The sequence below is a fragment of the Exiguobacterium sp. s163 genome (assembly GCF_018617135.1).
Classification (GTDB): domain Bacteria; phylum Bacillota; class Bacilli; order Exiguobacteriales; family Exiguobacteriaceae; genus Exiguobacterium; species Exiguobacterium profundum.
Genome location: NZ_JACSJN010000004.1, coordinates 108,408 through 134,082 on the forward strand (window position 1 = coordinate 108,408; position 25,675 = coordinate 134,082).

General features: G+C 44.1%; 31 protein-coding genes and 1 other annotated feature. Of the genes, 10 read left to right on the top strand and 21 right to left on the bottom strand.

Annotated elements, in window-relative coordinates; translation table 11 throughout:
- Positions 1–93: 93 nt before the first annotated feature.
- The 5 genes from KNO71_RS11495 to KNO71_RS11515 all read right to left on the bottom strand — a co-directional run bounded on the left by KNO71_RS11495 (position 94) and on the right by KNO71_RS11515 (position 3,464).
- Positions 94–1,074 (bottom strand): Gfo/Idh/MocA family protein, encoded by a 981-nt coding sequence (locus tag KNO71_RS11495; RefSeq protein WP_214688750.1) that lies wholly within the window; start codon positions 1,072–1,074, stop codon positions 94–96.
- A gap of 9 nt (positions 1,075–1,083) precedes the next feature.
- Positions 1,084–1,566: a GNAT family N-acetyltransferase gene (locus KNO71_RS11500; RefSeq protein WP_251031983.1), complete on the bottom strand. Its 483-nt coding sequence runs from the start codon at positions 1,564–1,566 to the stop codon at positions 1,084–1,086.
- A 74-nt stretch (positions 1,567–1,640) separates the two neighbouring features.
- A complete protein-coding gene (locus KNO71_RS11505; RefSeq protein WP_214688751.1) occupies positions 1,641–2,309 on the bottom strand; it encodes a hypothetical protein in 669 nt (222 codons plus the stop codon).
- Between the two features lie 6 nt (positions 2,310–2,315).
- Positions 2,316–2,996 (bottom strand): hypothetical protein, encoded by a 681-nt coding sequence (locus KNO71_RS11510; RefSeq protein WP_214688752.1) that lies wholly within the window; start codon positions 2,994–2,996, stop codon positions 2,316–2,318.
- A gap of 99 nt (positions 2,997–3,095) precedes the next feature.
- Positions 3,096–3,464 carry a PH domain-containing protein gene (locus KNO71_RS11515; RefSeq protein ID WP_214684318.1) on the bottom strand — a complete coding sequence of 123 codons (369 nt, stop codon included), beginning with the start codon at positions 3,462–3,464 and terminating at the stop codon, positions 3,096–3,098.
- A 118-nt stretch (positions 3,465–3,582) separates the two neighbouring features.
- Between KNO71_RS11515 and KNO71_RS11520 the strand changes: the two genes are divergently transcribed.
- The 4 genes from KNO71_RS11520 to KNO71_RS11535 all read left to right on the top strand — a co-directional run bounded on the left by KNO71_RS11520 (position 3,583) and on the right by KNO71_RS11535 (position 6,380).
- Complete coding sequence (locus KNO71_RS11520; protein ID WP_214688753.1) at positions 3,583–4,788, top strand: cation:proton antiporter; 1,206 nt, start codon at positions 3,583–3,585, stop codon at positions 4,786–4,788.
- A gap of 99 nt (positions 4,789–4,887) precedes the next feature.
- Positions 4,888–5,184 carry a hypothetical protein gene (locus KNO71_RS11525; RefSeq protein WP_214688754.1) on the top strand — a complete coding sequence of 99 codons (297 nt, stop codon included), beginning with the start codon at positions 4,888–4,890 and terminating at the stop codon, positions 5,182–5,184.
- A gap of 25 nt (positions 5,185–5,209) precedes the next feature.
- Positions 5,210–5,680 (top strand): helix-turn-helix transcriptional regulator, encoded by a 471-nt coding sequence (locus tag KNO71_RS11530; protein ID WP_214688756.1) that lies wholly within the window; start codon positions 5,210–5,212, stop codon positions 5,678–5,680.
- 295 nt (positions 5,681–5,975) lie between these two features.
- Positions 5,976–6,380 carry a nucleoside 2-deoxyribosyltransferase gene (locus tag KNO71_RS11535; RefSeq protein ID WP_214688758.1) on the top strand — a complete coding sequence of 135 codons (405 nt, stop codon included), beginning with the start codon at positions 5,976–5,978 and terminating at the stop codon, positions 6,378–6,380.
- 97 nt (positions 6,381–6,477) lie between these two features.
- Here KNO71_RS11535 and KNO71_RS11540 read toward each other — a convergent pair whose 3' ends face one another.
- The gene (locus KNO71_RS11540; protein WP_214688760.1) at positions 6,478–7,848 is read right to left on the bottom strand and encodes a M3 family metallopeptidase; all 1,371 of its coding nucleotides are present in this window, start codon (positions 7,846–7,848) and stop codon (positions 6,478–6,480) included.
- Between the two features lie 432 nt (positions 7,849–8,280).
- Between KNO71_RS11540 and KNO71_RS11545 the strand changes: the two genes are divergently transcribed.
- Entirely contained in the window at positions 8,281–9,120 is an 840-nt protein-coding gene (locus KNO71_RS11545) for an IS30 family transposase (RefSeq protein ID WP_214688762.1), read from the top strand.
- A gap of 11 nt (positions 9,121–9,131) precedes the next feature.
- Here KNO71_RS11545 and KNO71_RS11550 read toward each other — a convergent pair whose 3' ends face one another.
- Together KNO71_RS11550 and KNO71_RS17865 are read right to left on the bottom strand one after the other, a co-directional pair.
- Positions 9,132–9,569, bottom strand: a complete 438-nt coding sequence (locus tag KNO71_RS11550; protein WP_214688764.1) for a hypothetical protein — start codon at positions 9,567–9,569, stop codon at positions 9,132–9,134.
- Between the two features lie 152 nt (positions 9,570–9,721).
- Positions 9,722–10,132, bottom strand: a complete 411-nt coding sequence (locus KNO71_RS17865; protein WP_353047662.1) for an amidase domain-containing protein — start codon at positions 10,130–10,132, stop codon at positions 9,722–9,724.
- A 214-nt stretch (positions 10,133–10,346) separates the two neighbouring features.
- Positions 10,347–10,600 (top strand) — a binding site (T-box leader).
- A 58-nt stretch (positions 10,601–10,658) separates the two neighbouring features.
- Between KNO71_RS17865 and KNO71_RS11560 the strand changes: the two genes are divergently transcribed.
- Entirely contained in the window at positions 10,659–11,891 is a 1,233-nt protein-coding gene (locus tag KNO71_RS11560; RefSeq protein ID WP_338032482.1) for an MFS transporter, read from the top strand.
- Between the two features lie 64 nt (positions 11,892–11,955).
- Here KNO71_RS11560 and KNO71_RS11565 read toward each other — a convergent pair whose 3' ends face one another.
- On the bottom strand, positions 11,956–12,315 hold the full coding sequence (locus KNO71_RS11565) for an NUDIX domain-containing protein (protein WP_214688767.1): 360 nt from the start codon (positions 12,313–12,315) through the stop codon (positions 11,956–11,958).
- A 120-nt stretch (positions 12,316–12,435) separates the two neighbouring features.
- On the opposite strand from KNO71_RS11565, the gene KNO71_RS11570 reads away from it, so the two are divergent.
- Complete coding sequence (locus KNO71_RS11570) at positions 12,436–13,137, top strand: CPBP family intramembrane glutamic endopeptidase (RefSeq protein WP_214688768.1); 702 nt, start codon at positions 12,436–12,438, stop codon at positions 13,135–13,137.
- A 5-nt stretch (positions 13,138–13,142) separates the two neighbouring features.
- Here KNO71_RS11570 and KNO71_RS11575 read toward each other — a convergent pair whose 3' ends face one another.
- Both KNO71_RS11575 and KNO71_RS11580 read right to left on the bottom strand, forming a co-directional pair.
- Complete coding sequence (locus KNO71_RS11575; RefSeq protein ID WP_214688769.1) at positions 13,143–13,868, bottom strand: MerR family transcriptional regulator; 726 nt, start codon at positions 13,866–13,868, stop codon at positions 13,143–13,145.
- Positions 13,869–13,979: 111 nt separating this feature from the next.
- Positions 13,980–14,525: a Rossmann-fold NAD(P)-binding domain-containing protein gene (locus KNO71_RS11580; protein WP_214688770.1), complete on the bottom strand. Its 546-nt coding sequence runs from the start codon at positions 14,523–14,525 to the stop codon at positions 13,980–13,982.
- Positions 14,526–14,742: 217 nt separating this feature from the next.
- Here KNO71_RS11580 and KNO71_RS11585 point away from each other — a divergent pair, with 217 nt between their 5' ends.
- Complete coding sequence (locus tag KNO71_RS11585; protein WP_214684330.1) at positions 14,743–15,552, top strand: diguanylate cyclase domain-containing protein; 810 nt, start codon at positions 14,743–14,745, stop codon at positions 15,550–15,552.
- Between the two features lie 21 nt (positions 15,553–15,573).
- Here the strand turns inward: KNO71_RS11585 and KNO71_RS11590 are convergent, their stop codons facing one another.
- The 5 genes from KNO71_RS11590 to KNO71_RS11610 form a co-directional block, all read right to left on the bottom strand.
- Positions 15,574–16,131: a glyoxalase gene (locus tag KNO71_RS11590; protein ID WP_214688772.1), complete on the bottom strand. Its 558-nt coding sequence runs from the start codon at positions 16,129–16,131 to the stop codon at positions 15,574–15,576.
- Positions 16,132–16,363: 232 nt separating this feature from the next.
- Positions 16,364–17,002, bottom strand: coding sequence for a dehydroquinate synthase/iron-containing alcohol dehydrogenase family protein (locus tag KNO71_RS11595; RefSeq protein WP_214688774.1), 639 nt, complete (start codon positions 17,000–17,002; stop codon positions 16,364–16,366).
- Between the two features lie 122 nt (positions 17,003–17,124).
- On the bottom strand, positions 17,125–18,042 hold the full coding sequence (locus KNO71_RS11600; RefSeq protein WP_214688776.1) for an NAD(P)-dependent alcohol dehydrogenase: 918 nt from the start codon (positions 18,040–18,042) through the stop codon (positions 17,125–17,127).
- A gap of 99 nt (positions 18,043–18,141) precedes the next feature.
- Positions 18,142–19,185: an ABC transporter permease gene (locus tag KNO71_RS11605; RefSeq protein ID WP_214684339.1), complete on the bottom strand. Its 1,044-nt coding sequence runs from the start codon at positions 19,183–19,185 to the stop codon at positions 18,142–18,144.
- A complete protein-coding gene (locus tag KNO71_RS11610; protein WP_214688778.1) occupies positions 19,185–20,045 on the bottom strand; it encodes an ABC transporter permease subunit in 861 nt (286 codons plus the stop codon). The genes KNO71_RS11605 and KNO71_RS11610 overlap by 1 nt, the downstream gene beginning before the upstream one ends.
- 210 nt (positions 20,046–20,255) lie before the next feature.
- Between KNO71_RS11610 and KNO71_RS11615 the strand changes: the two genes are divergently transcribed.
- Entirely contained in the window at positions 20,256–20,555 is a 300-nt protein-coding gene (locus tag KNO71_RS11615; protein WP_214684341.1) for a hypothetical protein, read from the top strand.
- Between the two features lie 306 nt (positions 20,556–20,861).
- Here the strand turns inward: KNO71_RS11615 and KNO71_RS11620 are convergent, their stop codons facing one another.
- The 4 genes from KNO71_RS11620 to KNO71_RS11635 all read right to left on the bottom strand — a co-directional run bounded on the left by KNO71_RS11620 (position 20,862) and on the right by KNO71_RS11635 (position 24,214).
- Positions 20,862–21,287 carry a hypothetical protein gene (locus KNO71_RS11620; RefSeq protein WP_074037059.1) on the bottom strand — a complete coding sequence of 142 codons (426 nt, stop codon included), beginning with the start codon at positions 21,285–21,287 and terminating at the stop codon, positions 20,862–20,864.
- Positions 21,288–21,372: 85 nt separating this feature from the next.
- On the bottom strand, positions 21,373–22,137 hold the full coding sequence (locus tag KNO71_RS11625; RefSeq protein ID WP_074037060.1) for a DUF817 domain-containing protein: 765 nt from the start codon (positions 22,135–22,137) through the stop codon (positions 21,373–21,375).
- 8 nt (positions 22,138–22,145) lie between these two features.
- Entirely contained in the window at positions 22,146–23,006 is an 861-nt protein-coding gene (locus tag KNO71_RS11630) for a metal-dependent hydrolase (RefSeq protein WP_074037061.1), read from the bottom strand.
- Positions 23,007–23,206: 200 nt separating this feature from the next.
- On the bottom strand, positions 23,207–24,214 hold the full coding sequence (locus tag KNO71_RS11635) for a helix-turn-helix transcriptional regulator (RefSeq protein ID WP_214688780.1): 1,008 nt from the start codon (positions 24,212–24,214) through the stop codon (positions 23,207–23,209).
- A 116-nt stretch (positions 24,215–24,330) separates the two neighbouring features.
- Between KNO71_RS11635 and KNO71_RS11640 the strand changes: the two genes are divergently transcribed.
- Complete coding sequence (locus KNO71_RS11640; RefSeq protein ID WP_078146867.1) at positions 24,331–25,176, top strand: alpha/beta fold hydrolase; 846 nt, start codon at positions 24,331–24,333, stop codon at positions 25,174–25,176.
- A 23-nt stretch (positions 25,177–25,199) separates the two neighbouring features.
- Here KNO71_RS11640 and KNO71_RS11645 read toward each other — a convergent pair whose 3' ends face one another.
- Positions 25,200–25,613 carry a YhfM domain-containing protein gene (locus KNO71_RS11645; protein ID WP_214688781.1) on the bottom strand — a complete coding sequence of 138 codons (414 nt, stop codon included), beginning with the start codon at positions 25,611–25,613 and terminating at the stop codon, positions 25,200–25,202.
- Positions 25,614–25,675 lie beyond the last annotated feature (62 nt).

Below are 25,675 nucleotides of genomic sequence, written 5' to 3' on the forward strand. Positions count from 1 at the left end.
TGTTCTGGGGCTGTTTCTGAGATATCTCTATTTGAACAAAGAATAACGGGAACGGTCCTTGATGTTCACATGACATCAAGGACCGTTTTGTACTTATTTGTCCGCCGGATAGACCACGCCAAGCTGTGTTCGAACGTTTGTCATCACATCAGCAAGACGAACCATGTCTGTTGCTGAATGCGCAACTGTCTCTAAATTCCTAGCTTCGATTGCTCGCACAAACGTTTCGATTTCATAGGACATCGGAGCATTCTGCACGTCTGATATGATTTCTGACGTGCCCTCCCGTAACTCTAGACGGACTTCATCGCACGTCGCGATATCATTGATGACGATACGCCCTTTTTCTCCGATGATCTCAGAAGGCGTCGATGTCGCATGGATCTTTGAGTGCATGACAATCACATCAAGGTCATCATAGGAGAGAATGACCGTTCCGCTCCCGTCCACTCCCGATTCTAACGTAACCCCGCTCGCCTGGACTTCATTCGGCTGACCGAACAGTTTTAAGGCAGGTCCGAGGAGATAGACACCGAGGTCCATCAACGAGCCGTTCGAAAACTCAGGATTGAACGTGTTTGGATTTTCCCCGTTCTTGTACAGGTCGTATCGTGAAGAATACTGTGATTTATTGAAAACGGCCCGACGCACCGGAGCAATTCGCTCCATCGCCTGTTGAACCCGTTCAAGGTTCGGCATGAACAGATTTCGTAGTGCTTCAAGTAAGACGACCTCGTTCTCCTTCGCGACTTCAATCATACGAGTGACTTCCTGGACGTTCGAGGCGAGCGGTTTTTCACAGAGGACGTGTTTGCCATGCTGCATGAATAAGATGCTCTGTTCGGCGTGAAGTGAGTTCGGGCTCGCAATATAGATGGCATCGATGACATCACTCTGAGCCATTTCTTCAAGTGACGTGAACGTATGTAAGATGGAGTGATTTTCTGCGTATTCTTTAACACGTGATTCCGTGCGCGAGTAGAGTGCTGTCACTTCTACGTCATCCAACTGATTGATTGTGTCAATAAACCAGTCTGTGATGAAATTTGTACCAATGATGCCAAAACGGATCATGTGAATTCCTCATTTCTGTTCTTTCAGTTTTTTGATGAGTAAAATTTCATCCAATAAAGGAATCTTATCATATCCGACATGTGGGATTGTCGCTTTCAGTTTTCTTGCCCGCGTCACCGCATCATGAATGATTCGTTCTAGACGATAGCCACGACGTTGATAAAAGCCAAGCGCTCTCAAATTATCATTGGTTGTGATGACGATTAATTGCTTAACTCCGTGCTGCATACCAATTTTTTCAACAGCATGGAGTAAGTGAGAGCCGATCCCACTATTCTCTATCAGACTATCAACAGATATGATTTCTACTTCTTCATCCCGAATAACATACGTAACAAGACCGTGAATTTGATTTGTTTTCATGTAGACAAATCCTTCGAGCTCTGCACAATCGTATGTTCCCGAAGAAACGACCATTTGAGTTGAACCCCAATGTTTAACAAAAAAATTGCAAATATCTTCTTGCATACTAGTATTGATTGGTACAATCATTTAGTTCATCCTGGTCTATAAATGATTAAAAAATAAGGTATTTGAAATATATTGCAAGCTAATATACTTTCTTATTATTTGGTTTCATTCTGAAAGACTTCGGCACGTCTCCTCTCCTTAAACGGCCAACGATAAGTCTTTTCCTCATTTCCGACATAGGCTACACCGTTTTCAATAGTCAACGAGGAACAGTCAAGGAGATGACGTGGCATCGGATAAGAGTCAATCCGTCCGTTCATATGGACATGGACAAGACGAGCATCGATTGAAGAAATGACCCAAACCCCATTCGTTGACGCACACATCACGTCACAATCATGAAGGACCGGGGCCTTTCTGACTTCTTGATTATAGCGAAAACGTACGGTTCCCTCTGTTGAGAAGCAGACGAGTGCCTCGGTCGAGATTCCTTCTCCAAAGACACCCTCGTCCCCATACCCGATCCAGATTCCCGTTTCATTTATAACGACTACTGCAATCGCGTTACCTGCGTGAAATGAATGTTTGATGTCTCCGTCTGCATCTAACGCCCACGCATTGATCGGTTCTCCTTCTAACGTAAACGCCCAGATGAACAAGTGATTCTCGTCAATGATTCGAATACCTGCCACATATTCATGCCGTTTGAAGTCTATGTTCAACCCATTCCAATGGATGTAGAATTGATAATTGGACTTGACCAAACGAGCGGAACCCATTGACTTCCGCGTATCGGAATCAATCATCTCGATTTCATCGTTCATACACCATCACCCCTTACCGTCTTTCGATCGCTTGGAATGTAATGCCTCTCGAAACTGTCTAGATTCTTCATCACTCACCACTTCGTCTATATATCTCGATTTCCAATAAGGCGAAAGGTCTACCTCTTCCACACCGATTCGCTTGAACCAATCCAACACTGTCTCATTCGATTGATGTCTTGAGGCAATCGGCAAGTCCAGATTGAACTGGATGAGCGCATTCCGAACCGCATTATCGGTCCATTGAACCTCTTTGGATTCCACAAATCCATTTGCTTTAGCCTTACGCCCTTTTCGTTTTACGGTGCCACTCGAGAAATCAATGGTCGAGACGACACGCTTTCTTTTCCGTAGCATGCTGAGCGTCAAAATCAGGAGAACAATCAAACCCCCAATAAGGAACCATAACCAGTATGAATTTCCCGACTCGGTTACTGTCCCTCCTGTTTCGAACGTATAGTCTAAAAAGTCATTCTTCAAGAATTGAAAATCTTCATCATCTTTCAGACGAAACTTCCCTCCATATTCATCACTGCTGGTTCCGTCCTCTCCAGACAAGAGAAGCACGATTCCACCTTTTGTCGGGTCGTGAAACCATTCCCAAAACAGACGAGCCAAATAGATGAATCCATTCACCAACATCAAACTACTTAACATGACCATCAATAGTCGGATTGAAAATCGCATCGTAACCTCCGTCACACATTATGTATGATCGTATCATGTATGATAAGAGATTGTCAGAAAAATCCAAACGAAAAGACCGAGAACTCTCGGTCCACTGCTTTACAAAATTGCTTCTGCGAGTAATCTGTCGAACTTACGCACATCCACTTTTTTATTTAGATTGATTTTGATCGTTCCGGCTCGAGTGAACAGTTGAACTTCTGAGTTCAAGTCGAACATTCTTCCCGCATTCTCCGTCGAGTACATATTGATTGAGTCGTACGGAAGCGAGTAGACCTCAATTTTTTTACCCGTCAGCCCTTGCGCATCGCGGACAATGAGACGTTTGTTCGTGAAGACGGCGACGTCACGGACAGTATTATAGGCAGCGGCCGCCCGCTCCCCATCGATGAATGACTCCGTGATATCATTCGGCACCTCACACTCTGAATAAAACGTCCACGACAAATCACCAATCGGGCTTCCCATATCGATTCCTCCCTCTATGAAATGAATGTACTATCCCTATATTCCACAATTCTCGTTTGATTAGACCTTGAATGGGAAGATAGTGTATAGCAACTTGATTGTAGAGGAGGACGTCGTCATGATCGCGCAACAAATCATCACATTGCTACTGATTGGCTATCTCATTTATTTGATTGATTCCAAACGAAATTACTTCCCTGTCCCGGTCATCTTGGTCTTGATTGGGATTGGTCTCTCATACATCGCCTTTTTTGATTCGGTATTCATTTCAAAAGATATGATCTTCGAGGTGTTCCTACCAGCACTTCTGTTTACATCGGCTTATCAGTTCAAATACAAAGATTTGAAAGACAATATCGGGATCATCACGATATTGAGTACGGTTGGTCTTGTCTTGACCGCCATCCTGATGGGGTATGGCACGTTTTGGATCAGCGAGCTCTTCACCCCGCTCAGCCTGACCGCCTCTTTCTTATTGGCGTCCATATTGATTCCGACCGATCCCGTTTCCGTGACAGCCATTTTAAAGCGGAGTAAAGGGGAAAAACGGATTGCGGATGTTGTCGAAGGTGAATCGATGGTGAACGATGGGACGAGTGTCGTCATCTTCACGATTTTCCTCAGTATGTTCGCGACAGGAGAACAGTTCTCCACGCTCAACTTATTAACTGAATTTTTAATTGTGTCAGCCGGAGGAATCGGCATCGGCTTCATTTTTGGATTATTACTTAAAAAATTGATGATTGTCAGCTTTAAAAAGCATGAGCTCGTCATGTTGACGATCGTCATCGCATACGGGGCATTTTATCTCGCCGACGCGCTAGAAGTATCGGGGGTCCTTGCGACCGTCACAGCCGGAATGATGCTTTCTCATGAGCTCGGCATGAAAGAGGACTACGAATCGGTCCAGCGTCACTTGAATGGATTTTGGGACATCGTCATTCCGATATTGCTCGCTCTCCTGTTCTTATTGATTGGAATCGAGGCGACCAGCTATTTGTCTGTATCGCTCTGGACGTTCGCTGTTCTTTTATTCCTCCTTTCCATCCTGACCCGTTTCATCGTCGTCGGCGGTCTCGTTTATACCGTTCCTGTATGGCGTAGAGAATTTAAAGACGATTTAACGGCGACTTCATTACTCACGTGGTCAGGAATTAAAGGAACGATGTCGATTGCCCTCGTCCTCTGGCTAGAGGCAGAGAACATTAACGGCTCGAGCGAAATGATATCTCTCGCGTTTGCCGTCATTTTACTCTCTCTGATCTTACAAAGCATCGGTGTCTACCCATTAACGACCTATTTAACGAATAAACATGACGAGTGACGAGACCCTTCCTTAGAGAAGGGTTTTTTTACATTATGAAATTGACATCGCCCACTTTTAGTGTAAAATTACACTTGTAATATACTAGGAGGTGATTCGTTGGAAAACACTTCAACACCATCCGCTGCCATCTCTACGGGGATTGTGACCGTCGCGCTTGCACTCATCGCTTCGTTTCTGACTCCATCGTTCTTGAAGGTTGGCATCATCTGGGATATTGTTGCGTTCTTAGTCATCGGGATTTCGACATTCAGTTTTACATACCATTATTATCAATCAAAACAATTGACCTACTGGCAATACATTTGCTGTTATATCATCGTCTGCCTGCTCTTATTTATCGTGTTTCTCGGAATCTCGTGGATTTTGATTTTCATAAGCTCAGCGACGCTGTAAATCAGACAAACAAGAAGGAGCACTTATGCAAAAATCCGAATTTATTGAACAAGTCTCTCGAAAAATGAAATTGATTCGTATCGAATCTCAGTATTCACAGGAAGAGATGGCGAACTTACTCGGTATTTCAAAAAAAACGCTTATCCAAATCGAGAAGGAGCGGAATGAAGCGAGTTGGTCGACGATTGTGACGCTATGCGCCTTGTTTAACGAAAGTGAGATTCTCATACACTTGATTGGTGACGACCCCGTCGAATTCGTCAAACTGATTGCGACCGAGAACACTTGTGAGCCGAAAGAAAAAACACTCGGCGGACGCGTCTTTTGGCATGCAATCGAGTCAGGTCCACATTACACCCTTCAACAAAATATCATCAGCGGACATTATCGGATCATCGATCTCAACCATGTGAGGTGGTACAGCACGTTTGATGCAGAGGATGCCGAACAGGTAAGGTCGAAGTTGGAACATCAACGAGAGGGATTAAATGACTAAAAAACGTAAAGATTTAATGATAGCTTTAATCCTCATCATCTTCACAATCACTTATTTTCGGTACGTTCCAAGCGTGACAAGTGGCACGATTGGATTCATCGGCACAATCATTTTACTCGTCCTCTCGTCGATTTTTACCACACGCTTGATTCAATCATACGTTTCACTTTCTTTGATGAAATTCGTCCTAATTAGCGTGATTTCTTTCTTTGTACTTTGCTGCTTGTTGATCATTTTATTTTATGTTGTGGCTCTTTACCAGATGAATCATCTATAACGAATTGGAGGTTTTCACATGCGATTTTATGTCGGTTCAAGCTTTTCAAATATCGAAGAAGTACGGTTCATGCGTAATGAGCTGATTGCGCTCGGTCACACCCATACATATGATTGGACTCAAAACGAACGCGCCACATCGATTGATGCATTACGCTCGATTGGCGAAGAAGAGGTTTCTGGAATTCAATCAGCGGACTTTGTCGTCATCCTATTGCCTGGAGGTAAAGGCGCACATGTTGAACTCGGGATTGCTATCGGGACGAATAAACACGTTTTCCTATACGATTTGGGGGATCAGATGATGAATATGGAGGAGACGAGCACGTTTTATCATGTGAATGCGGTACAACGCTTGGAGGGACCGTTCAACGCCCTCCCCTACCAAATTCAAGATCGATTGAAGCTCTCTAATCACGTTTGAGCTGATGCCCTTTGTTCTCACGGAATCGAGCCGGGTTGTAGCCTACCCATTCCGTGAAATGCTTGTTGAGTTAATCTATATTTAATAGGTACTTAGATTAATCAATTCTACCCAATTGCATCGCCAAATGTTGAATTTCAGCATTTAAGAAATCAGTCAACTCGACTAATTCTTCCTCAGATGGAAACAAGGATACGCCTGCTACTCGATAAGTATCAGGAATCGAAGCAGTACCACCTAAAGCTAATGCATTCTTATATTTGTTCAGAGTGTCCACTGGATGTTGCCTATACTGCATATACATGCGAAGTGCAGCAATCTGAGCAAGCGCATATTCTATGTAATAGAAAGGTGTTTCAAAAAGATGAATCACGCGCAGCCACTCTTTTCCTTTCAAATAACTCACATCGCTCCAATCAATCAAATCAGTCTCATATTGATCGACTAAGCGTTTAAATATTTCATCAAATGTGTCCACGTTCTTTTCTGAATCATATAGATTATGTTGAAATTGGTCCACGATGAAAACACTTGGTAAAAATTCGATGATTAATCGAAACTGTTCTAGTTTAGCTTGAATGAAAGCTCGTTCATCTGAAAAGATTTTTGTCCATTGGTCCATCGAAAATAGCTCTAGTGACATGGCTGCGAATTCACCGACTTCAAACGAAATGGTCTGCGCTTCGAAAAATAGGTGTTGCTGTGAGAGATCATGGTGGATGGCGTGACCCATTTCATGTATTAACACAATGTAGTCGTCAAATCCACCGAATCGGTTCATAAAAATGAAAGATGACCTTGTGTCGGGTAAAGATTCACAAAATCCACCTTCCGCTTTATTCGGTCGAGGCGTTAAATCGAGATGACCCTTCGCACAGATGTCCCTAAAAAGCTTTTCAAAGTAGGGATCGATTTCATTCAAGATTCGTTCCGTTCCACTGATTAAGTCATGGAACGAAACGGATAAATCGTGATGATTCGAAAAGGGAGAAATGAATGAATCCCATGGCGAAAGTTTCGATTTCTTCAATTCCTTTGTCTGTAGTTGCTGAAACGAGCGGCGAAGTTGCTCAAAATGTTTACTCACTTGATTCGCAAATCGTATACAATCCTCGGCATCATAATCTAGACGACCTAGCTTCATAAAGGCTAGTTCACGATAACTCTTAGCGTTTAATCGTTGTGACTGATGTTCCCGATTTTGAATAAGACTTCTCAAGCATTCAGTGATGTCAGCTTCTGTTGAGACATACGCTTTATAAATGAGCGTAAAAGCCTGTTTTCGGATGGATTCGTCAGCATCGTATAGGTCTCCATGAAGTTCCGCAATCGACTTAGAATGATCTGTCGGGTCAGTCAATTGACCGATTATTTGCAAATACTTCTGTATAAGTTGATCCTCTTCGATCAATAAATCAACATTCTCTTCATGATAAAGATTCATCCGATTTCGCATTAGGCGCGTCACGTGATCCTCATCCTTAATAGACTGTAATATAATTCGTGAAACATGTCTTTTCAGCTCATTGAGTGCAGGTTTTATCACGGTTTGAACATGATGTTGTCTTTGATTTGCTTCTTCACAATCGCTGTGTCGCTGTACGTCAATGTAACTCTTTGTGACGTATTCATCATATCTCCCGATCAATATCGAATGTTTCGATATGAAGCCATCTAACTGATTGGAATCAATTTTATGAAAAGTCGCAAGTACTTGGTTCGTCTCTTTTATCTCTTTATAGTCGATCAACACTGCACCTCGATTCTTCGTTAGCTTTCTATATTATAGATGAATTATAAAATTAAGTGCGACACCCAAACGTGAACACAAAAAAGCCCATGACGCTCTCCTCGTGTAGAATGAAGTCACCACAACACACATTCAAACGGAGGAAATCGCATGAGCTACACCCACCTTACCACAACGGAACGCGTGAAAATAGAGACCTATCTGGAGCTCGGGATGTCCATCCGGTCCATCGCGAGACGGCTCGGGCGACAGCCCTCGACCGTCTCGCGGGAGATCAGACGGAACCCCGACTACGTGGCTGAACGTGCCCAGAAACGCTACGAGAAGACGAAGACCAACTGCGGCGCCAAAACGAAACTCGATGACACGATGCGCCGGACGATCGTCGAGAAGCTGCGTGCGACCTGGTCCCCGGAACAGATCGTCGGCCGTCTCTACACAGAGAAAATTGCCTTCTCCACCATCTACCGATGGATCTACGCGGGACGGATCGACGTGCCCCTGACCGTGCTCCGCCAGAAGGGGAAACGTCAAAAGCCGACCGAGACGCGCGGGCGCATCAACATCGGACTCCCCATCTCGAAACGGCCGCCAGAGGTCAGGGGGCGCCGGACGTTCGGGCACTGGGAGCTCGACACCGTCGTCTCCGGACGAGGGAAATCGAAGGCGTGCGTCGCGACGTTCATCGAGCGGAAGAGCCGGTTCTATCTCTCCCTGCCGATCGCGGACCGCACCGCGGCCTCGATGGAGGGGGCGATCCATGCGGTGCACGGCGCCCTCCCGGACGGCACGTTCGAGACGGCGACGACGGACCGTGGCAAAGAGTTCAGCGGTCACGAGCGCATCCAGGCGTCGCTCAGCGTGCCGATGTATTTCGCCGACCCGTACGCATCGTGGCAACGGGGGAGCAACGAGAACGCCAACGGGCGGCCGAGAAAATACCTGACCGCACACGAGGCCTTCACCGTGGAAGTGTTGCGCTTAATTTGACAAACCGTCTATTAAATAAAACTAGGGAAGACAAAATACCGATTTTTAGGGTTCAGAACAATCGTATCTTCATGGTTCCCTTCTTTATCTTCCCACTGAATAGTCAATTCCACTTTTTCATCTTCACTTTTAAACATTGGTTCCCAAGTGTGAATGAAGATGGTGGAATTCTTTTCCCCCGTCAGGTGTTCGCTGGTATTCTCAAGCTCATGGATCAGCTCACCGTCTTTAGTGAGTTCAACCCCAACTAATGTAGCATCGTTTTCACCAAGCCAGTACACGTAACCTGTCCAGTCACCTTTTGGAGCATTCGACTCTCTATTATATTCTGCTTCCCATTGTTTAGAATTCCCGATCCATTTAGGAGGTTGATTTATAGAAAAAATGATCCAGATTGCTAAGATCGAAACAATAGATAAAATAGTGTAGGTGATCTTTTTATAGTTCATATAATCTCCTCAAATTATCAAAGTCCTTATAAGACTTTATTTAATTTTAATTACTCTAAAACTAAGGGAATCATTGCCTCGGTTTTTGAAGTCTTGGTTATAATAATTGGCTGTATTAGAAGAAATATATACAGTTCCATTAGCTTTTCTATTTACGACAACCGAGTGAAACCATCCATTTTTACTTTTAAATTGAATGACATCTCCAACGTTTGCATTACTAATGATGGTGTTTTGTTAGTACTAGTTGTGGCGCTCATGCCTTTCTTTGTCCAATACGAGTAGAAATCCGTCACTCTTACCCATGAGGTAGATGTCTTATCTCGCATATAGCAACTATTAGACCCTGTGCAATCCATGTAGTTGTCATTAAACCAATACGTGGTCGTTTCAAGCATACCATTTTTTACAGGCGATGGTTTTACTTCCGCTTTTCCACCAGCGTGAATCGCATGTGAAACAAAATTAGTACAGTTTAAATTATAACGTTTATAGTTGGGATTGGTTTTGGTTACATATTGCCTTGCATAATCAGCCACTTTAGTTCTGTTGTATGTAGCCATGATGAAGAACTGAGGAATTTTTAGCGCTTCCTGTTCTTCTAATTCTTGTTCAAATTCTTCATTGGCAATATCACGAAGCTTAATATCTTCCTTTAAATTTTCATTATCCTAAATCTCTTTGATTTTTCATTCATGCAGGAAAACTTTTGTTTTTATACGATGAATTGTTGTTTCCAATTTTTTCATAATGTGCTATCCTTTTAAAAATGATCTTACAAACGCGATGAAGAGAACAGTACATCAATGAATCTTTCGTAGAGAGCTCCGTTTGGTGAAAAGGAGTAAAGAACGTTGATCGAAACAAGCCTCTGAGCAGCGCTATGGAACTCACCCCGAGGGATGTGGCGACGGGAACTCCCGTTATAGAGTTGAGGTATAGTCCGATTCATTCGGCAGTACCGAATAAGGTTCGTGCGGTGACGTGCGGACGAACAGGGGTGGCACCACGATGAGAATCTCGTCCCCAAGAATTCGTTCTTGGGGGTGGGATTTTTTTGCGTTCCGAAAGTGATCAAAAATAGAAGGAGTGATTGACTTGAATTCGTTTCGAAAAACCTCTGCGCTACTGCTCGTTAGTGTCGGAATCTCAAACCTTGGTGCCTGGATATACTTCATTGCGCTCAACTTGATTATCTTAGAGATGACTAAATCCCCTTTCGCCGTCTCGATTCTCTATGTATTAGTCCCGCTCGCCTCGCTCGTCTCGAATCTTTGGTCAGGTAGCCTGATTGACCGGGTCGATACGAGACGACTGATGATGTTACTGGATGGTCTGCGTGCGTTCCTCGTATTCAGCTTAGGCTGGATTGATTCACTGTGGCTCATCTACGGGATCGTCTTTCTTCTCAATGTGATGAGCTCGTTATTCGAATCATCGAGTCTGGTCTACATGACGCAACTCGTACCTGCCTCGAACCGACAAAAGTTCAATGCGATGAAGAACTTTGTACAGTCATCCGGGTTTATTCTAGGTCCGACGATTGCAGGACTGCTCTTTCTAGTCGGGAGCCCAACATTTGCGATTTTCGTGAATGCGTTCGCACTCATCGTCTCGGTCAGTATGTTGTCGCGCCTTCCGTCTCATCATCGAACAGAAGCGTCGATTGAACCATTCTCTGTAAGTTTCATTATCGAGGATTGGAAAATGGTCGTACGATTTGCATCAAATGCCAAATACGTGACGCTCATCTATGGATTGTTCTGTGTCATGACCATCTTCATGTCTGGGCTCGATTCCTTGGAGGCGTCATTCGCGACCCAAGTTCTTCACTTGTCTGAGAGCCGATATGGGTTTCTCGTCAGTATCGCTGGGATTGGGATCATCTTTGGATCACTCATCAATTCAAGATGGAGTCACCGCTTGTCCTTATCGTTTTGTATCGGATTCGGGGCGATCATGACACCAGTCGGCTATCTCCTATTCGCAAGTTCATCCTCGTTCACAATGGCTTCCATCGGATTTTTTGTCCTGACATTCGCGCTTGCCTTTGCAAATACAGGATTCTTATCATTCTATCAACACCATGTCCCGGTCGAAATCATGGGTAGGTTCTCTGGCGCTATCAATGTGGCAGAGTCGCTACTCGTCATCCTACTCACATTTGGGATTGGACTCCTTGCCGAAATGATTGGGATTCGCCCGGTCTATCTCGCATTCTCGATTATCTTCTTTCTTGTTGGTTGTTACACCATACATGTCATGCGCGACCGTTCGAAACGGGAGTATTTCAATCACAATCAAATCGAAGAAGTGTCTTAAGTCATGAGCCGGTCGTTTTTATGCGACCGGCTTGTTCGATTCGATGAATCGCTTCGATGATTTTTCATCTTACACTCCACTGTTTAATCAGCTCAAAATCCTCTGGAAATGCAAGTTCCAATCGCTCTATTTCATGGTTCGACCACCAATCGACTTTATCGATGTCCGAGTCGATAGTTGCGGTCGCCAACCGCTCCTTACACGTTGCCAAAAAATAGTGCGTTTCGACTTGATAACTTGAGATGATGGCTCGTTTGATATGTAATCTTTGATTAATCGAAATGCGATAGCCCGTTTCTTCGAACACTTCACGCTGGCAACATTGTTCCGGCGTTTCTCCTTCTTCTAGACCGCCTGATGGTAAACTCCATTGTTGTACGTCACGATTCTTTACGAACAAGACTTTTTTTCTTCGTTGATGCATAAAGCAGCTGATCCAATCCACTGTTTCATAGTCTTATTTCCCCCTTTTCATTTTTCTGCTTGCAGGTGACGTTACGTCACCCGATATGATGGGGCTACAACCACATAAGGAGGAAATACGATGTTGAATCAAATGCAAAAGAAAACAACTCCCATTTGGACATGGAATCAGTTTGCAATTACGATGGTTCTTCTATTCGGAGTGACGCCTCTACTCATCGAGCGACACTTACACAACTTTTTAGAGCGGGCATGGGGGAACACCCTTTATTCAGGAACAAGTATCGGCCTGTTATTAGCCATAATATTTATGACCGTCCTCTATATCGTCGCAATACGTCCTCAAACCCTATCGCTGGAAACGTTAGGACTTCGCCGAATCTCATGGAAAGAGTCGGGGATGATTTTTCTATGGACAATTGTGTTAATTGTACTCAGTATCATCATCGTCGTAGTCCAATCATATTTCGGCATCGGTACGTCGAATACAAAAACAGAGAGTTTGCAAAGTGACTTGTCGATTATCTCCATTCTAATTGCGTTTGGATCGGCGGCCATCATATCACCAATCTATGAAGAAATCTTTTATCGTGGGTTCTTATACCGCTTCTTTCAAGAACGATTTGGGGTTTGGATCGGGATGATAATAAGTGCTGGAATATTCACTCTCGCTCATTTACCAACGACAAACACGTTACTCGTCAATTTTGTATCGGGACTAGTATTCGCTTGGGTATATGAACGGACCAACTCTATATATTCCAGCATGCGCATCCATGGAACCTTTAATGGGCTAGCCGTTCTATTGACTGCATTGGCGTGAGGGAATCAGTCTTGATATAGTGAATCAATATAGGCAAGAATCGATGCATCGATTGGATACAGTCCTAATTCATTCGATGCATCAGTTGATTTTCGAATCATCCAAAATGATTCAATCAATTGTTGATCTTGTCCAAATGTCTCGTCTGTTAACCATGTCAAATCTTCTTTAAGAATTTGAGCTTCTTTTGAGGAAGGGGCGACCCCACGTTCCAATAAAATTTCAATTCTCCGAATCAAGTTGATCCACTTTTTCGTATCATGCTCACCGTCTTCTAATTTAGGTAAACTTGCTTTCAATGAATCAGACTCTTCTTCCGTAAAATAGTCCGTCCATTGTCCCCGGTCATTTGATTTAGCTTGAATAGTTTGTAGTTTCGTCCAATCGATTTTTTCATTTTCAAGCTTCATGGATTGAAGGAGTGTGACCGTATGGTTCTGCGCCTGCTTCAATTCCTCTATCTTTCCTTCTAACGAGGACAGATGTGCGGACAAGATGCTTGTAAGTGATTGCTCATCTAAGATTCTCCGAATCTCATCAAGCGGCACGGCCATCGATTTTAAAAGCATGATTTTTTGAAGGCGAAACATTTCGTCGTCACTATAAAATCGTTTCTGTACATCGTTCGTATACGAGGGGGTGACCAAATTGATTTGGTCATAGTATCGAAGCGTACGCACAGACACGTTCAGTTTTCTCGCGACCTCTCCCGTTGAATAGTGTCTGGTCAATTTTTGACCCTCCTAACTACATATGACGTGTATGTATGAATATCTTTTGAACTGATGAATCCCTTCATCCTAATCTGAAAATGAAATTCGTGGTACATCCCCATCCATTCACTAATCATTTCTCGAGTGAACATCTACGTCATCCTTTCGTGTCCCAATCAATCGATAGTCGTCTTGATTCTGAATGGCATCGTGAACACCTTTCACAATCTCGTCGTGTGTCAACCAACGGACAGATGCCAACTCATGCATTTCACCTAATTGGACTTGTCGATACGTTTGTTGTTCATTGAAACATAGACACCTCTTCTCATATTCCGGATTCGCCCGGCTACCTAAAATATGTATCACCTCTGCAGTTTCCGAATGATTCAAAATGAGTTGCATCGCTTTCCCTGAGCCTCGGTGCACCCACGCGATGACTCGATCAAATGGACCGTTTTTTTGCACTGCTCGCTGTAGTGCGTTTGAAAGTAGTTCCTCATCGCAATAATCAACAATCAGCGGATGACACGTTTCAGGATTTCTTTGTACGACGCTCGCCATTTTTTCTTTATTTCGCCCAATGACCGTGACATTATGTTCGATTGCCAAATAAGATGCGAGTCCTGCCAACATCCCCGTCCCTCCGACGAGCAATATATGTTTTCGATTCATGCTACCACCTCTTTTTCCATTATATACCAATCATTCGTACTTCTTTTTCTAAAGAAGTGTTCGCAAACATTCACGTCTTTTCAAAAATAAGCCTTTTAAAATAGAGTGAATCACTTATAATGAATCAAGTGTTCAAATCGGTTTGAACAATCACTATTTCGGAAAATGGATAATAGTGTTATCATTGCAATTTATTTCTTTTAAGAGGAGGATATCTATGAGACATTGGACAACGATGTCCATACAACTAATCGCACTCATCGTTGTATCGTTGGCATGTAGTATTCTATTTTCCTCTCTGCTGATCATGAATCATCTACCTGTTTGGTGGATGATCTGTATTCCGATTCTTTATCTTTCAACGTTGCTCATTTATCGCGGGTCTGGTGTACTCATTCTGTTAGGATTCGCTGCTTACTTTTTAATCACGATGCCTGTGTATAAGACTGCCGCTACTGCGCAACTATACATTTTATTACTATTAGCGATTTTGACGGGGTTGTCTTACTGGCTCCAAGTCAAGCTGTTTCATGCCCAGTTTGCACTAAAGGTTGCGGAAGCGAGAGTCAGTCAGTTGATTGCGGTCGACCCAGAGACTGGTTTTGATAACCGAGATCGGTTTTTGATGGATATAGAGGCTGAACGGAATCGGTTGATTCGCCACGGGGAAACGTTCGTGGTGTCATTCATCACATTACCGATTCTTGATGATTTTGAAAAACGGTATGGTTCATCCGAGTATGAATGGTTCTTGAACTACTTTAGTGATGAACTTCACGAAGCGACTCGACGAACAGACAAGAAATATCGAGTTGCGCAAGACACATTCGCTATGATTTTCCCTCAAACGTCAATCGAAAATGCACAAATTGTACATGAACGAATCAGACCACTACTCCTAGAGTATTCACGTCAGAGCGGAGATTCGCTCACAGTTGAATGCTCAGACAAATCGTTTGAAGTGAACTTAGAGAACGCAGTCATACGATTAGAGGAAATTCATCGGTATATAGAATCTAAAGACTAAAAAATGAGTTCATTCGTGAACTCATTTTTTGATGGAGTGAATATGAAATTCGTGTTTCTCATCCATTTCGACGATATATTGTTGATCAAGTACCATCTGAATCGGCCTCGGAATCGACAGTTTTGGTGAGAAGAGCCATACACGCCCTCGAGGTACGAGGAGAATGTAAGTATTGTGATTTGGAGGACCTATGAAGTTCAAATGACGAGGGTCAATTGAGTTTCCATCTCTCCGTCTTACTCCAATTGTTTCAAGCTCCTGTGCGACGAGAGACGGGTCTTCTACCGTCAAACTCATCTCGCCGATTCCAAGAAACTCATTTGACGAAAAAGATTCGATGTTACTTTCCGGATTAATCGAATGTCGAGCAATCAACTCGATGACATTCTCGTCCGCGTCGTAAAAATAAAGCGATGATGCATCGATCCCTTCGAAATAGATTTCATCCTCCCCTTCCTCGGTCAAAAGCGGGACACGTGACATGATCCATTCCTTCGCTTGTTTGAACCGGTTAGCCTGAATATTGATCGCGAAATGGTATTGTCGCTCTTGCTCCGTTTTAGCCTCTTGAAATACCAACGCATCTTCACCTAGATTGATTCGAAAACTGGTCAGGCCTTCTTCACTGACTGATAATCCAACTCGTTCCGTATAGAAACGTTTCATTTCGTCAAGTCGGTTCGTGTAGAGTGTAACTTCTGTGATTCTTATAAAAGCCTCCTTATATTTTCAAATTATTGTTTAAAATACAGTATGCGAAATAAAAAATCGCTATATATAATTCATTTTTATTTAAGGATGTCACAGTTTATTAGACGAATATTGTAACCCTTGAATCAGTCTCTAACACTCGCGTCCTCGTATCATTTTTCGATAGAAACACCTCTTCCCCCTTTTCATCAAAGCAGTATGCGATCGGAAGCGAGATTCCACAATTTCGATACGATCCATCTGCGTGACTCGTTCCGATAATCATCGCTTTACGTTCCATCGCAATCTTTCTCGCTTCTTCCGTCCACTCCGTGAATTGTTCCTCACTAAACATCCCGACCCCGATTGGATTGAATATGATCGTCAGATGCTCATGCCCCTTCAATCCTTCAACCCCCATAAAAATCTCCCTGCACAGTAAATATCCGTATTCTTCTGCTCCATCTGTGGCACTTGATGGCATGAACAAGAGCTCATTCTCTGGTGTTTTCCGTCGCGTTAACAACGTGTCACCTTGCTTGTTTATTATGAGGACCCGATCTTTATTCGTGTCATCTCGATACCCTAAAACAATCGTTGTGTTGAATTGGATCGCTAAATCACTCAGCTCATCCAATTCTCTATATGTACAATACCCCTCTGGATAGAGAATCAAGTCCACCGTAGGGTTTGATTCAATCTCTCCCTTCAGTTGCTCGAGATTTCGCTCTATCTTCGGTTGCCCAATCAATATATTCATGACTATTCGCCCGCTCTCATGATTTGTCTAGTTGGTGAATCCATTCATATGTAAGTGAGGTTGTCGACCAAACCCCACGATAAAGCAAGAATTTGATACTTCTCTTTATACTATCATTTAATTTATTCTGCATTAATGCTCACCATCACATTTCCAACCTTTTTCCCTTGGTCCACATATCGGTGCGCTTCGACAATCTTATCGAGTGGATATACCGTATCAATGACGGGTTGCAATGCTCCTGACTCAAACAATTCGTTCAAAAATATCAAATCCTCTTTACGTTCACTGGCTGGTCCTTGCCCCGCGACAGAACTGAAGGCCCCGTTATCGCTCACATGGGCTTTCGCTAATCGTTTATCGATTTTCCCTGAGGCATCAAAGACCACATCATACGTACTTAATTCAAGATCGTACCCCTCTTTCGTGTAATCGACGACCACATCAGCCCCAAGTCGCTTCACAAGTTCAACGTTTCGCTCGTGGCAAACTGCTGTGACATGTACGCCGTAATGCTTCGCAATCTGTACGGCAGTCGAACCGACAGCACCCGCTCCACCATAAATGAGAACGTTCGTCGCTCGCTCGATACGTGCCTTCCGTAAAAAATGTAATGCAGTCGTCCCACCAAATGGTAGCGCCGCTGCCTCGATAAAGCTGGCATGGGCCGGCATCTGAAACACACATTTCGATTCGTTCACGCATGCAAACTCCGCATAACCACCAAAACGCATCCCAGTGAGGGCATAGACGTTGTCTCCGACCTGAAAGTTTTTCACACTGTTTCCTGTTTCTACGACGGTACCTGCCAACACGACACCGAGAATCGGTTGACGTGGAGCCTTAAACCCAACAACTAATCGCATCGGTAGTTTTCCTAATGCTGGAACGTCTAGTGCGCGGAGGCGTCGGTCTCCCGAGTGGACTGCCGATGCATGGACTTGAATCAGGATCTCATTGCTTTTCGGCTTCGGTTGATGCACTTCTTGAATGACGAGTACTTCCGGTGGCCCATACGCGGTACAAATCGCAGCTTTCATATCGATTCACTCCATTCATGAATTGTCACCTCAATCTGTTATACACGTTCCCTCAAACAAGACCGTTCAGTCCATTCGACATAGAAAAACCGGATCATATCATACGATATCATCCGGTTCCTTCCTTAATGACACAGTCGAATCAACGAGGGTGAATGGATTCGAAAGAGAAGCAGCTGCCGCTTCCGATTGTGCTAGACTTGCCTCGGTAACCACCGGTTCTTGACGTCTGAGCTTAAATGCTCGCTCGAGACGGCTCGTCAACAAGTTGAAAATAAAGATGAGCGCAGCAAGTGACATGGCCGGGACGAGAAACAGGTGATTCGTCATCCATGTCATCGCAGTGAACTGTCTGAAATAATACCCGAACATCGAAGACCATTCATAGACGGTCGGTATGATCCCTTCATGTAACATGACCGTTCCTCCGAAGAAAATCCCAAACAGTGAGAGATGAATGAGCAACATGAGCGTCTGAACAAACTGTTGCATGAAGACGATAACGAGGGTTGGAACGAGATGCGGGAAAAGGTGCAATCTCACACGATGCCAGACACTGCCACCAAGCGTCTGAGCCACGATCATGAACTCTTGTTGAAGCAATTGTCGAATCTCCGTGATCAGGTATAACGTGACGGCAGGCAATCCGAGAACGACTAAGACGATTAGTTCAATCTTTACTCGATCAAATAATGGAGGCACTTGTGTCGAATCAAAAAAGGTCAGTGTTCCTACTAACATCATCAATGCGATCAATGAAATCGGCAGAATCAAAAAGCCGTCCAATAACGTTTTAAAGAATTGATTTAAGCGAGCTCCCCTGAAAGCAAGAGGGATGCCAATCAATAGACCGATGACCATCCGTCCGAATGCGACGAGCGCACAGATGCCAACGGTCCACTTAAATCCTTCCACGAGCATTTGGAATAAATCATATCCAGCATTGTCCGTTCCGAGCCATTGATATTTTGACGGTTCTAATGGTGGTATTCCAATGAGTCTCCCTTCATCAGAGTAGAGCATGAGGGTTTGATCAACATTCCCATCACGAAACACGGTATTTCCAAAACTCATCAACAATAGCCCCGCTACGATAACAAAGCAGAAGATGAAAATCGGGTCACGTATTAATACTCGGCGCATCAAATCCCTCCTTTCCATGCATTCGGAATAATCCATTCAATCAGTAAATCCAACAGAAAAATCGGGATATAGATGACGAATAAGATAACCAGTAATATCTCCATCTGCGGGTTGTAGACGGCGAATCGAAATAACCCTTGAACGTTAAATAAGTATTCGACAATCAAAAGTGTCGATAAGATGGTAATGATGTTCGAACGGAAAAAGAGGTAAAACCGATAGATGATATTCGGTAATAAGTGTTTCCAAAACAGTCCACTCGGTCGAATCCCTTTCGCTTGCGCGAGTTCGAGATACGGAATGGCTTCTTGTTCATGAATATGAATCGTCAACCATTTGATAAAGAAGAATAATGTCGTCAGCGTCAATGTGACGATTGGGAGAAACCGTATATATTCTGCGAATCCTCCGGCAACTTCAATGCGATCGAACCCTGTCGACTTATGGATTGTAATCGCAAGAAATTGAGAAAAAATTAACCAGAACAAATCTGGTACCATCTCGAGCGTCTGACTCGTTTGGTGTAAAACGGTACGAACGCGTCTCCCGCTCCGATAGTAGAGGTACGCATACATTAATCCTAGCGAGGTCGATACCGCGAGTGCCGTGGTAAAAATGATGACCGATTCTTTGACGAGCGGTCCAAGTGCCGGCAAGAGTGGCAAGTAACGTTGCGCGGTGATGTTGTAATATGTAATGTCCTCTAGTTTCTGTAATTGGTCCATCTGTTGTTGAATGCCGTTCCAATAATTCGTCAGATTAAAATCCGTCTGAACGACGAGCGACGGTAGCGCACTAATCGCAATCAAGATGAAAAATGCGATTATCAGATGAACTGATTTCCGAGCAAAATACGTCATAGTTCGATCTCCTTTTGAATGCAAATCTCTCAATCAAAAGTGTGAAAGGATGTCCGGTTGATTGTTCATTTTCTAAAGGGAATAATATCCAAAGACACTTTCCACTGATTCTAGCATAATTATTATGTAAATAGAAACAATTTTCTGAAATTTAGCTGGGTTAATTTGTATGATACAATGTATAGATAGAAATATTTAGGGGGTTAAAGGATGTGGATTATTTTTGGATTGGCGGCGATCGGGGCGACGCTCATCAATTTGACCGTATTTATGATGGAGAAGGACTATAAGCTGCCGATGGCGATTGCCCTATCATTAGTTGCTCTCACGTTATGCGCCGAATATAGCTTGCTCAACATGTGGGTCGAAGCTAAGGACTGGGGTGCCATAACAGATGTCGTACCCGGTATGTCGCGTGCGCTATGGTTCTTGACGGTTGCGGCAATCTTTTTGAATATCCTTCCGATCTTTTTAGAGAGAAAACGAAACAAGATGAAGGAATCGAAATGATTGGTATGGCGTTCAAGAAATTCCGGTCATTTAGTGAATGACAATGAATCATAAACTTATTGCGATTCTCGCTAATCCATTTGGTGTTTTCATTTTTGTCGTAATTTCACTGTCTTTGATATGGCAGGCCATACTCCGTCTCTTATCGTCTCAGCACATCTTGTTCATAACCAATTTAGTCGGAGGACTGGGTTTTATCGTCATGATGTTGCTTTTATGGCATACGTACAGGAGTCAATCATAGTAAAACGTGTTCAAAGCTAATTTTATAGCTTCGAACACGTTTTGTTTTTGAGTTTCACGCAATCAATCATCTGAACGAGTTGAATATAATAGCTCACCGTCAAGTGATCGCAACTCATAATCGATTCCTGATTGCATCTGCTTTGTCATTATTGCGCGACACGTAAACACATATCCTGGACCATATGCAACGTCCGGAATTTCCTTGAAGCCGTATGACCGCTCTCCGAACCATAGCGTCACGTTCGATGAACCCTTCGATGATCGGTCATCGACGACATAACATTCTCCCGTCTCGACGATGTGATTCGTCGTCATGCGGTCGTACGTTTCCATGCCTGCCATTCCAAGTACAAGAAACGAACAAAACATTGCGAGACAAGCTTGTCCTAGTTTGACTCGATTCCGAGTCTTTCGCCACTCTCTCCAATAGATGACAAGAGATCCTAGACACAATAATCCAATCAACCAAGTAAGTACAATTTCCAACAACCGAATCACCTCGTTTTACAATACGACTTTCTTCAAAAAAGGATTCGTGTCCCCTCACTAAAAAACTCGACACATGTCGAGTTTAAGGTAATTCATACTCCAATTTTCGCTTTTGCCAAGCGACAAGGAGGATACTGATGATGACGAGTAGGAACCAGGACGACAGTTTTCCTAAATCAACGATGGCCCAACCGTTCAATTGGTCCGGATACGCCCAGCCGTTGTAGAACGTGACAATATTTTCAGCAAGCCAGATAAAGCAGGCAATCAAGAAGAATGACAGGACGACCGGCATCTCAAATCGTCGATCGTCGAGTTTATACGAGACAACCGAGCGACCGAACGCCAAAAAGATGAATGCGATCAACAGCCACCGTAGGTCTAACCAAACATGGTGCCAAAAAAAGTTGAAGTAAATGGCGATGCCAAGTCCGAAGGCGATGATTGGGTGCGGCATCTTCGTAAATCGTAAATCGAGACGACGCCATGCCTGGACGACGTAACTACCAACGCTCGCATACATAAATCCGGCATAGAGCGGGACGCCCCACACTTTTGTGAACGCCTCATCCGGATAACTCCATGACCCCATCTGCACCTTGAATAATTCAAGTCCAAGACCGATGACATGGAACCAGCTGATGACCTTCACTTCTTCCATCGTCTCGAGCCCCGTCTTCACAAGGACGACTTGAACGAACAAACACCAGATGAGTAAAACGTCATATCGTGGGAGTGGTAACTCTACAAACTTTGTGACGGCAAGCGCTCCGAAGATGGCGACCGGAAAGATACAACTAAGTGCCTGTTCGTAAGCGAAGATAAAGAGATAACGTATACGTCCCATCCGTTGTCCTACCTTTCGATGTATTCATATAAAAATGAGGATTCGCCATCATAAAACCGCGGGTCAAAGACGCCGAGCCGTTCTTCGTTTGCTACGATGACGACGAACGGCGACCATTTGGTCAATGTGCGCGCCTCATGATTCGCTTCAAACAATGGTTCAAGACTCGCCTTTTCGGCACTCGTCAATTCGTATTGCAAGGTCGCTTCTTGATATATCGAATCTTGAAAGAGCGATACGTCCTCGTCAGTCTTCGTAATGACCGTGAACTGAGTCGGGATAAATGAAGCCGAGAGCGCCACTTCGTCATATTCCTTTGAATAAGACTGATATAAATAGGCGCCCTGCGCACTTTGAAGCGCGACATAAAGAACGAGGGCAGCCCACGCATACCGATACGTCTTATAACGGACTTCTTGTTTACGTGCGACGAGCCAGGCGACCAAGAAGATTCCCCAATAGACAAAATCGACAATCGGGATCACACCGAATGTGATCCTCACGTCCGAGATCGGTTCGAAATACCCTGTCCCCCATGCATTGAACAAATCGGATGTATTGTGTACGAAGACAGACAATAATGCCCACCAAAAATAGCGGATGTCCGTCACTCGAAAGAGAAGGCGAACCAGTATGTAGATGAGCAGTGCAAAGAGCGGAACGAGGAAGATCGAGTGAGTGATGCCGCGATGCCACATCTGATACATGCCTTCCGTGTCCCATAGCCGTGAAATTACATCACTGTCAGGGATTTGGCTCCCGACGAGTGTCGTGACGAATAAGGCTCGTTTTTCATGTTGTTGTAAATCACGTTTATCGGCTGCACCATATAACGTCAAACCGAATAACGTATGTGTAATCGTATCCACGTTCTACCTCCATAGCGAAAGAGACATCTCCCAATCCTGGACGATGTCTCTTCCTATTAGTTCTCTTTATCCATTTTCATGGCGCGTCTTGCGACGATCGTTATGAAAATGACAGCGACAATCGGAATGATCAATGGCATCCAATTCAACATCCGCCTGTCCCCCTTCATCTAGTGTCGCAAGCAGTATAGCACATCTGCTTACTCGATGGCGGAATGAATGCTTGTATGTTCATAAGTAATTGCCATCTTCTCAATCGTTGCTTTCATATGATCACGAAGCGTGAGTGGTTCAACCACTTCTACTTGTGAACCCAAAGATAGCAACCAGTAAATAAATCCGTCAGAAACGGCCGCATCGAAACGGATGAGGAATCGTTCTCCATGTTCAGAAACAGAAACGTCTTCCCCTAACTTGTCAAAGATGACCGGGAGAACGCGTTCGTCGACGGACAAAACGATTTGTTCATCAGATCCGTTATACATATTGAATGATTTTTGATAGTAATCATCAGGTAAATGATGCTTCGGACGAATGGTGCCATCTTCCACAATCTCCGAATTGACGATGCGGTCAACCCGGTAGTTCCGCACCTCTCCGATTGATTCGTCGATCCCGATCAAGTAGTACTGCTCGTGATTCCAATGCAAATCGATTGGATTAACGACGTATCGCTCTCCGTCACGGCGGAGCGGGAACGTTCGTTTCGTCACATCAAATCCGACGACGTCTGTATATTGGAACGAGATAGCTTTTCGTTCATGAATGGCCCGTTGGATACGATCGATATGGTAAGGAATGTGTCCGTGTTTTTTCTTCGGCGTCTTGATGATCGATTGTAGCGTCTTCGCTTCAGGGATACTCGTCAGCATTTGAAGTTTCTCTACAATTTCCTCGGTCACGTCTTCCGAGATAAATTTCGCTGCGACAATCGCATCGACCATCATCCGGAGTTCATGAATCTCAAATAAGCGGGCCGAATGCCAATACTTTTTAGCGAGACCATTCTTCTCCAATTCATCCTGCACTTCAAACCCCGAATTATTCAGTGCCTGGATATCGTCTTTCACCGATTTTTTTGCTAACTTAGAAGTATCTCCTATCGTTGACAAGTACTCGAGCAAATCTTCTAGTGTCTTTGGATTCGCTTCGTCCGTGTAACGTTCGAAGAAACCTCGAACTTCAAGTAACCGCTCTCGGTTATTCACGGTTCTATCCCCTTTCGTTTCTCTATCTAAATTATGTATAAACAGACATTATCATTTTATTTCCACGAAATAAAGGTATTTTCAATTACAAAACGTTTAAGGAGGCGCCATCTAAGTTGAAATATTATGCACACGTCGACGGCTCAAAAATCGAATATATAGACCGCGGTCACGGTCCCGTCATCGTACTGATCCATGGGACCCAATCCTCGAGTCTAGAACCATACCATGTGGACCAACTCGTTTTATCCGGTTTCCGGGTCATTGTCCCATCTAGACCCGGATATGGAGAAACACCATACTCTTTTTCAGCATCTCCTCAATTGTTTGCATCCCGACTCTCTCACTTGATGCAAATGCTAGATATTGATCGATATCATGTCTATGGCATCTCTGCCGGAGGACCGACCGCGATCGAGCTCGCTTCACAGAATCAGTGTGTCCTTAGTTTGACCCTCGCTGCCGCCGTGACGAGTGTCGTTGATTTCCCGTATCGGGACACGGTCAGCCGAAATGTCGTCCAACCCGCATTTATCGCACTTCAATACATCATGAAACAGTTTATTGCTCGTGCTATTCATAAACATCCATTCGAAGCGACGGCCCGTATGATTCAATCGACAAGCGTGTTGGCACTCGAGACGATTCGAGAAGAGGTGTCTCCTTATGATATTTTCCTCCTGAAACGCGTCGCGAATCAGATGGCGTTTGGACTTGGCGCACAGTTCGATTTGAAACAACGTGTCTCGAGTGAGGTGTTACTCGGTGTGTCGTGCCCAACCTATATCATTCACTCGAAAAACGACAAAGCAGTTCCTGTTCGACATGCCCATTACGCGAAGCGCTTGATCCCACATGCGCAGCTTACGATTCTGAACAGTCCCGGTCACTTGATTTGGGTCGGACGGCAAGCAAGAAAATCAGAGCGACAAATCGAACGGTTTATCCGATTCAACTCGTAAGCATCTCAAAAAGAGGTGCTTTTTTACTTATCTAACCCGAGGGCATCAATCAATTGATTCGTCGAATGTTCCGGTAGTCGCCAGACAACGTCCGTTCGCTCAAGATGCGTGATGACACTCGGACGGTTCGGTTGACCGAGCCACAGCTGATATCGTTCATGCTCGCCACCTTTAAATTGCAGCAAGAGATCAAAATCGGGTACCACTTCAATTTCGACGTCTTCGATTTCTTCTGAACTACGTAGCATTTCCGCGAACACCCGCACCTGGCTCAATTCATGAAACTTTAACTTCACTTCTGGATTCATTATTCCACGCACCGTCGACTCCGCCACCATCACGCATTCAACTTCTTCATTCTCAATTTCTCCAATCGGATCTCCAAATGGTGCGGTAATCGTTCGAATCGCATCAACCCACTTCATCATTTTATTCATTCTCTCACCTCTCTCTTCTCTTCATCTATACGTAGATCCAATCGAAACGGTTTCAACATTTG

Bases quoted from the DNA above. Each gene is read 5' to 3' on its own strand.
- KNO71_RS11495 (WP_214688750.1), bottom strand. From the start codon at position 1,074: ATGATCCGTTTTGGCATCATTGGTACAAATTTCATCACAGACTGGTTT.
- KNO71_RS11500 (WP_251031983.1), bottom strand. From the start codon at position 1,566: ATGATTGTACCAATCAATACTAGTATGCAAGAAGATATTTGCAATTTT.
- KNO71_RS11505 (WP_214688751.1), bottom strand. From the start codon at position 2,309: ATGAACGATGAAATCGAGATGATTGATTCCGATACGCGGAAGTCAATG.
- KNO71_RS11510 (WP_214688752.1), bottom strand. From the start codon at position 2,996: ATGCGATTTTCAATCCGACTATTGATGGTCATGTTAAGTAGTTTGATG.
- KNO71_RS11515 (WP_214684318.1), bottom strand. From the start codon at position 3,464: ATGGGAAGCCCGATTGGTGATTTGTCGTGGACGTTTTATTCAGAGTGT.
- KNO71_RS11520 (WP_214688753.1), top strand. From the start codon at position 3,583: ATGATCGCGCAACAAATCATCACATTGCTACTGATTGGCTATCTCATT.
- KNO71_RS11530 (WP_214688756.1), top strand. From the start codon at position 5,210: ATGCAAAAATCCGAATTTATTGAACAAGTCTCTCGAAAAATGAAATTG.
- KNO71_RS11535 (WP_214688758.1), top strand. From the start codon at position 5,976: ATGCGATTTTATGTCGGTTCAAGCTTTTCAAATATCGAAGAAGTACGG.
- KNO71_RS11545 (WP_214688762.1), top strand. From the start codon at position 8,281: ATGAGCTACACCCACCTTACCACAACGGAACGCGTGAAAATAGAGACC.
- KNO71_RS11550 (WP_214688764.1), bottom strand. From the start codon at position 9,569: ATGAACTATAAAAAGATCACCTACACTATTTTATCTATTGTTTCGATC.
- KNO71_RS17865 (WP_353047662.1), bottom strand. From the start codon at position 10,132: ATGGCTACATACAACAGAACTAAAGTGGCTGATTATGCAAGGCAATAT.
- KNO71_RS11565 (WP_214688767.1), bottom strand. From the start codon at position 12,315: ATGCATCAACGAAGAAAAAAAGTCTTGTTCGTAAAGAATCGTGACGTA.
- KNO71_RS11570 (WP_214688768.1), top strand. From the start codon at position 12,436: ATGTTGAATCAAATGCAAAAGAAAACAACTCCCATTTGGACATGGAAT.
- KNO71_RS11580 (WP_214688770.1), bottom strand. From the start codon at position 14,525: ATGAATCGAAAACATATATTGCTCGTCGGAGGGACGGGGATGTTGGCA.
- KNO71_RS11585 (WP_214684330.1), top strand. From the start codon at position 14,743: ATGAGACATTGGACAACGATGTCCATACAACTAATCGCACTCATCGTT.
- KNO71_RS11595 (WP_214688774.1), bottom strand. From the start codon at position 17,002: ATGAATATATTGATTGGGCAACCGAAGATAGAGCGAAATCTCGAGCAA.
- KNO71_RS11600 (WP_214688776.1), bottom strand. From the start codon at position 18,042: ATGAAAGCTGCGATTTGTACCGCGTATGGGCCACCGGAAGTACTCGTC.
- KNO71_RS11605 (WP_214684339.1), bottom strand. From the start codon at position 19,185: ATGCGCCGAGTATTAATACGTGACCCGATTTTCATCTTCTGCTTTGTT.
- KNO71_RS11610 (WP_214688778.1), bottom strand. From the start codon at position 20,045: ATGACGTATTTTGCTCGGAAATCAGTTCATCTGATAATCGCATTTTTC.
- KNO71_RS11615 (WP_214684341.1), top strand. From the start codon at position 20,256: ATGTGGATTATTTTTGGATTGGCGGCGATCGGGGCGACGCTCATCAAT.
- KNO71_RS11625 (WP_074037060.1), bottom strand. From the start codon at position 22,137: ATGGGACGTATACGTTATCTCTTTATCTTCGCTTACGAACAGGCACTT.
- KNO71_RS11645 (WP_214688781.1), bottom strand. From the start codon at position 25,613: ATGAATAAAATGATGAAGTGGGTTGATGCGATTCGAACGATTACCGCA.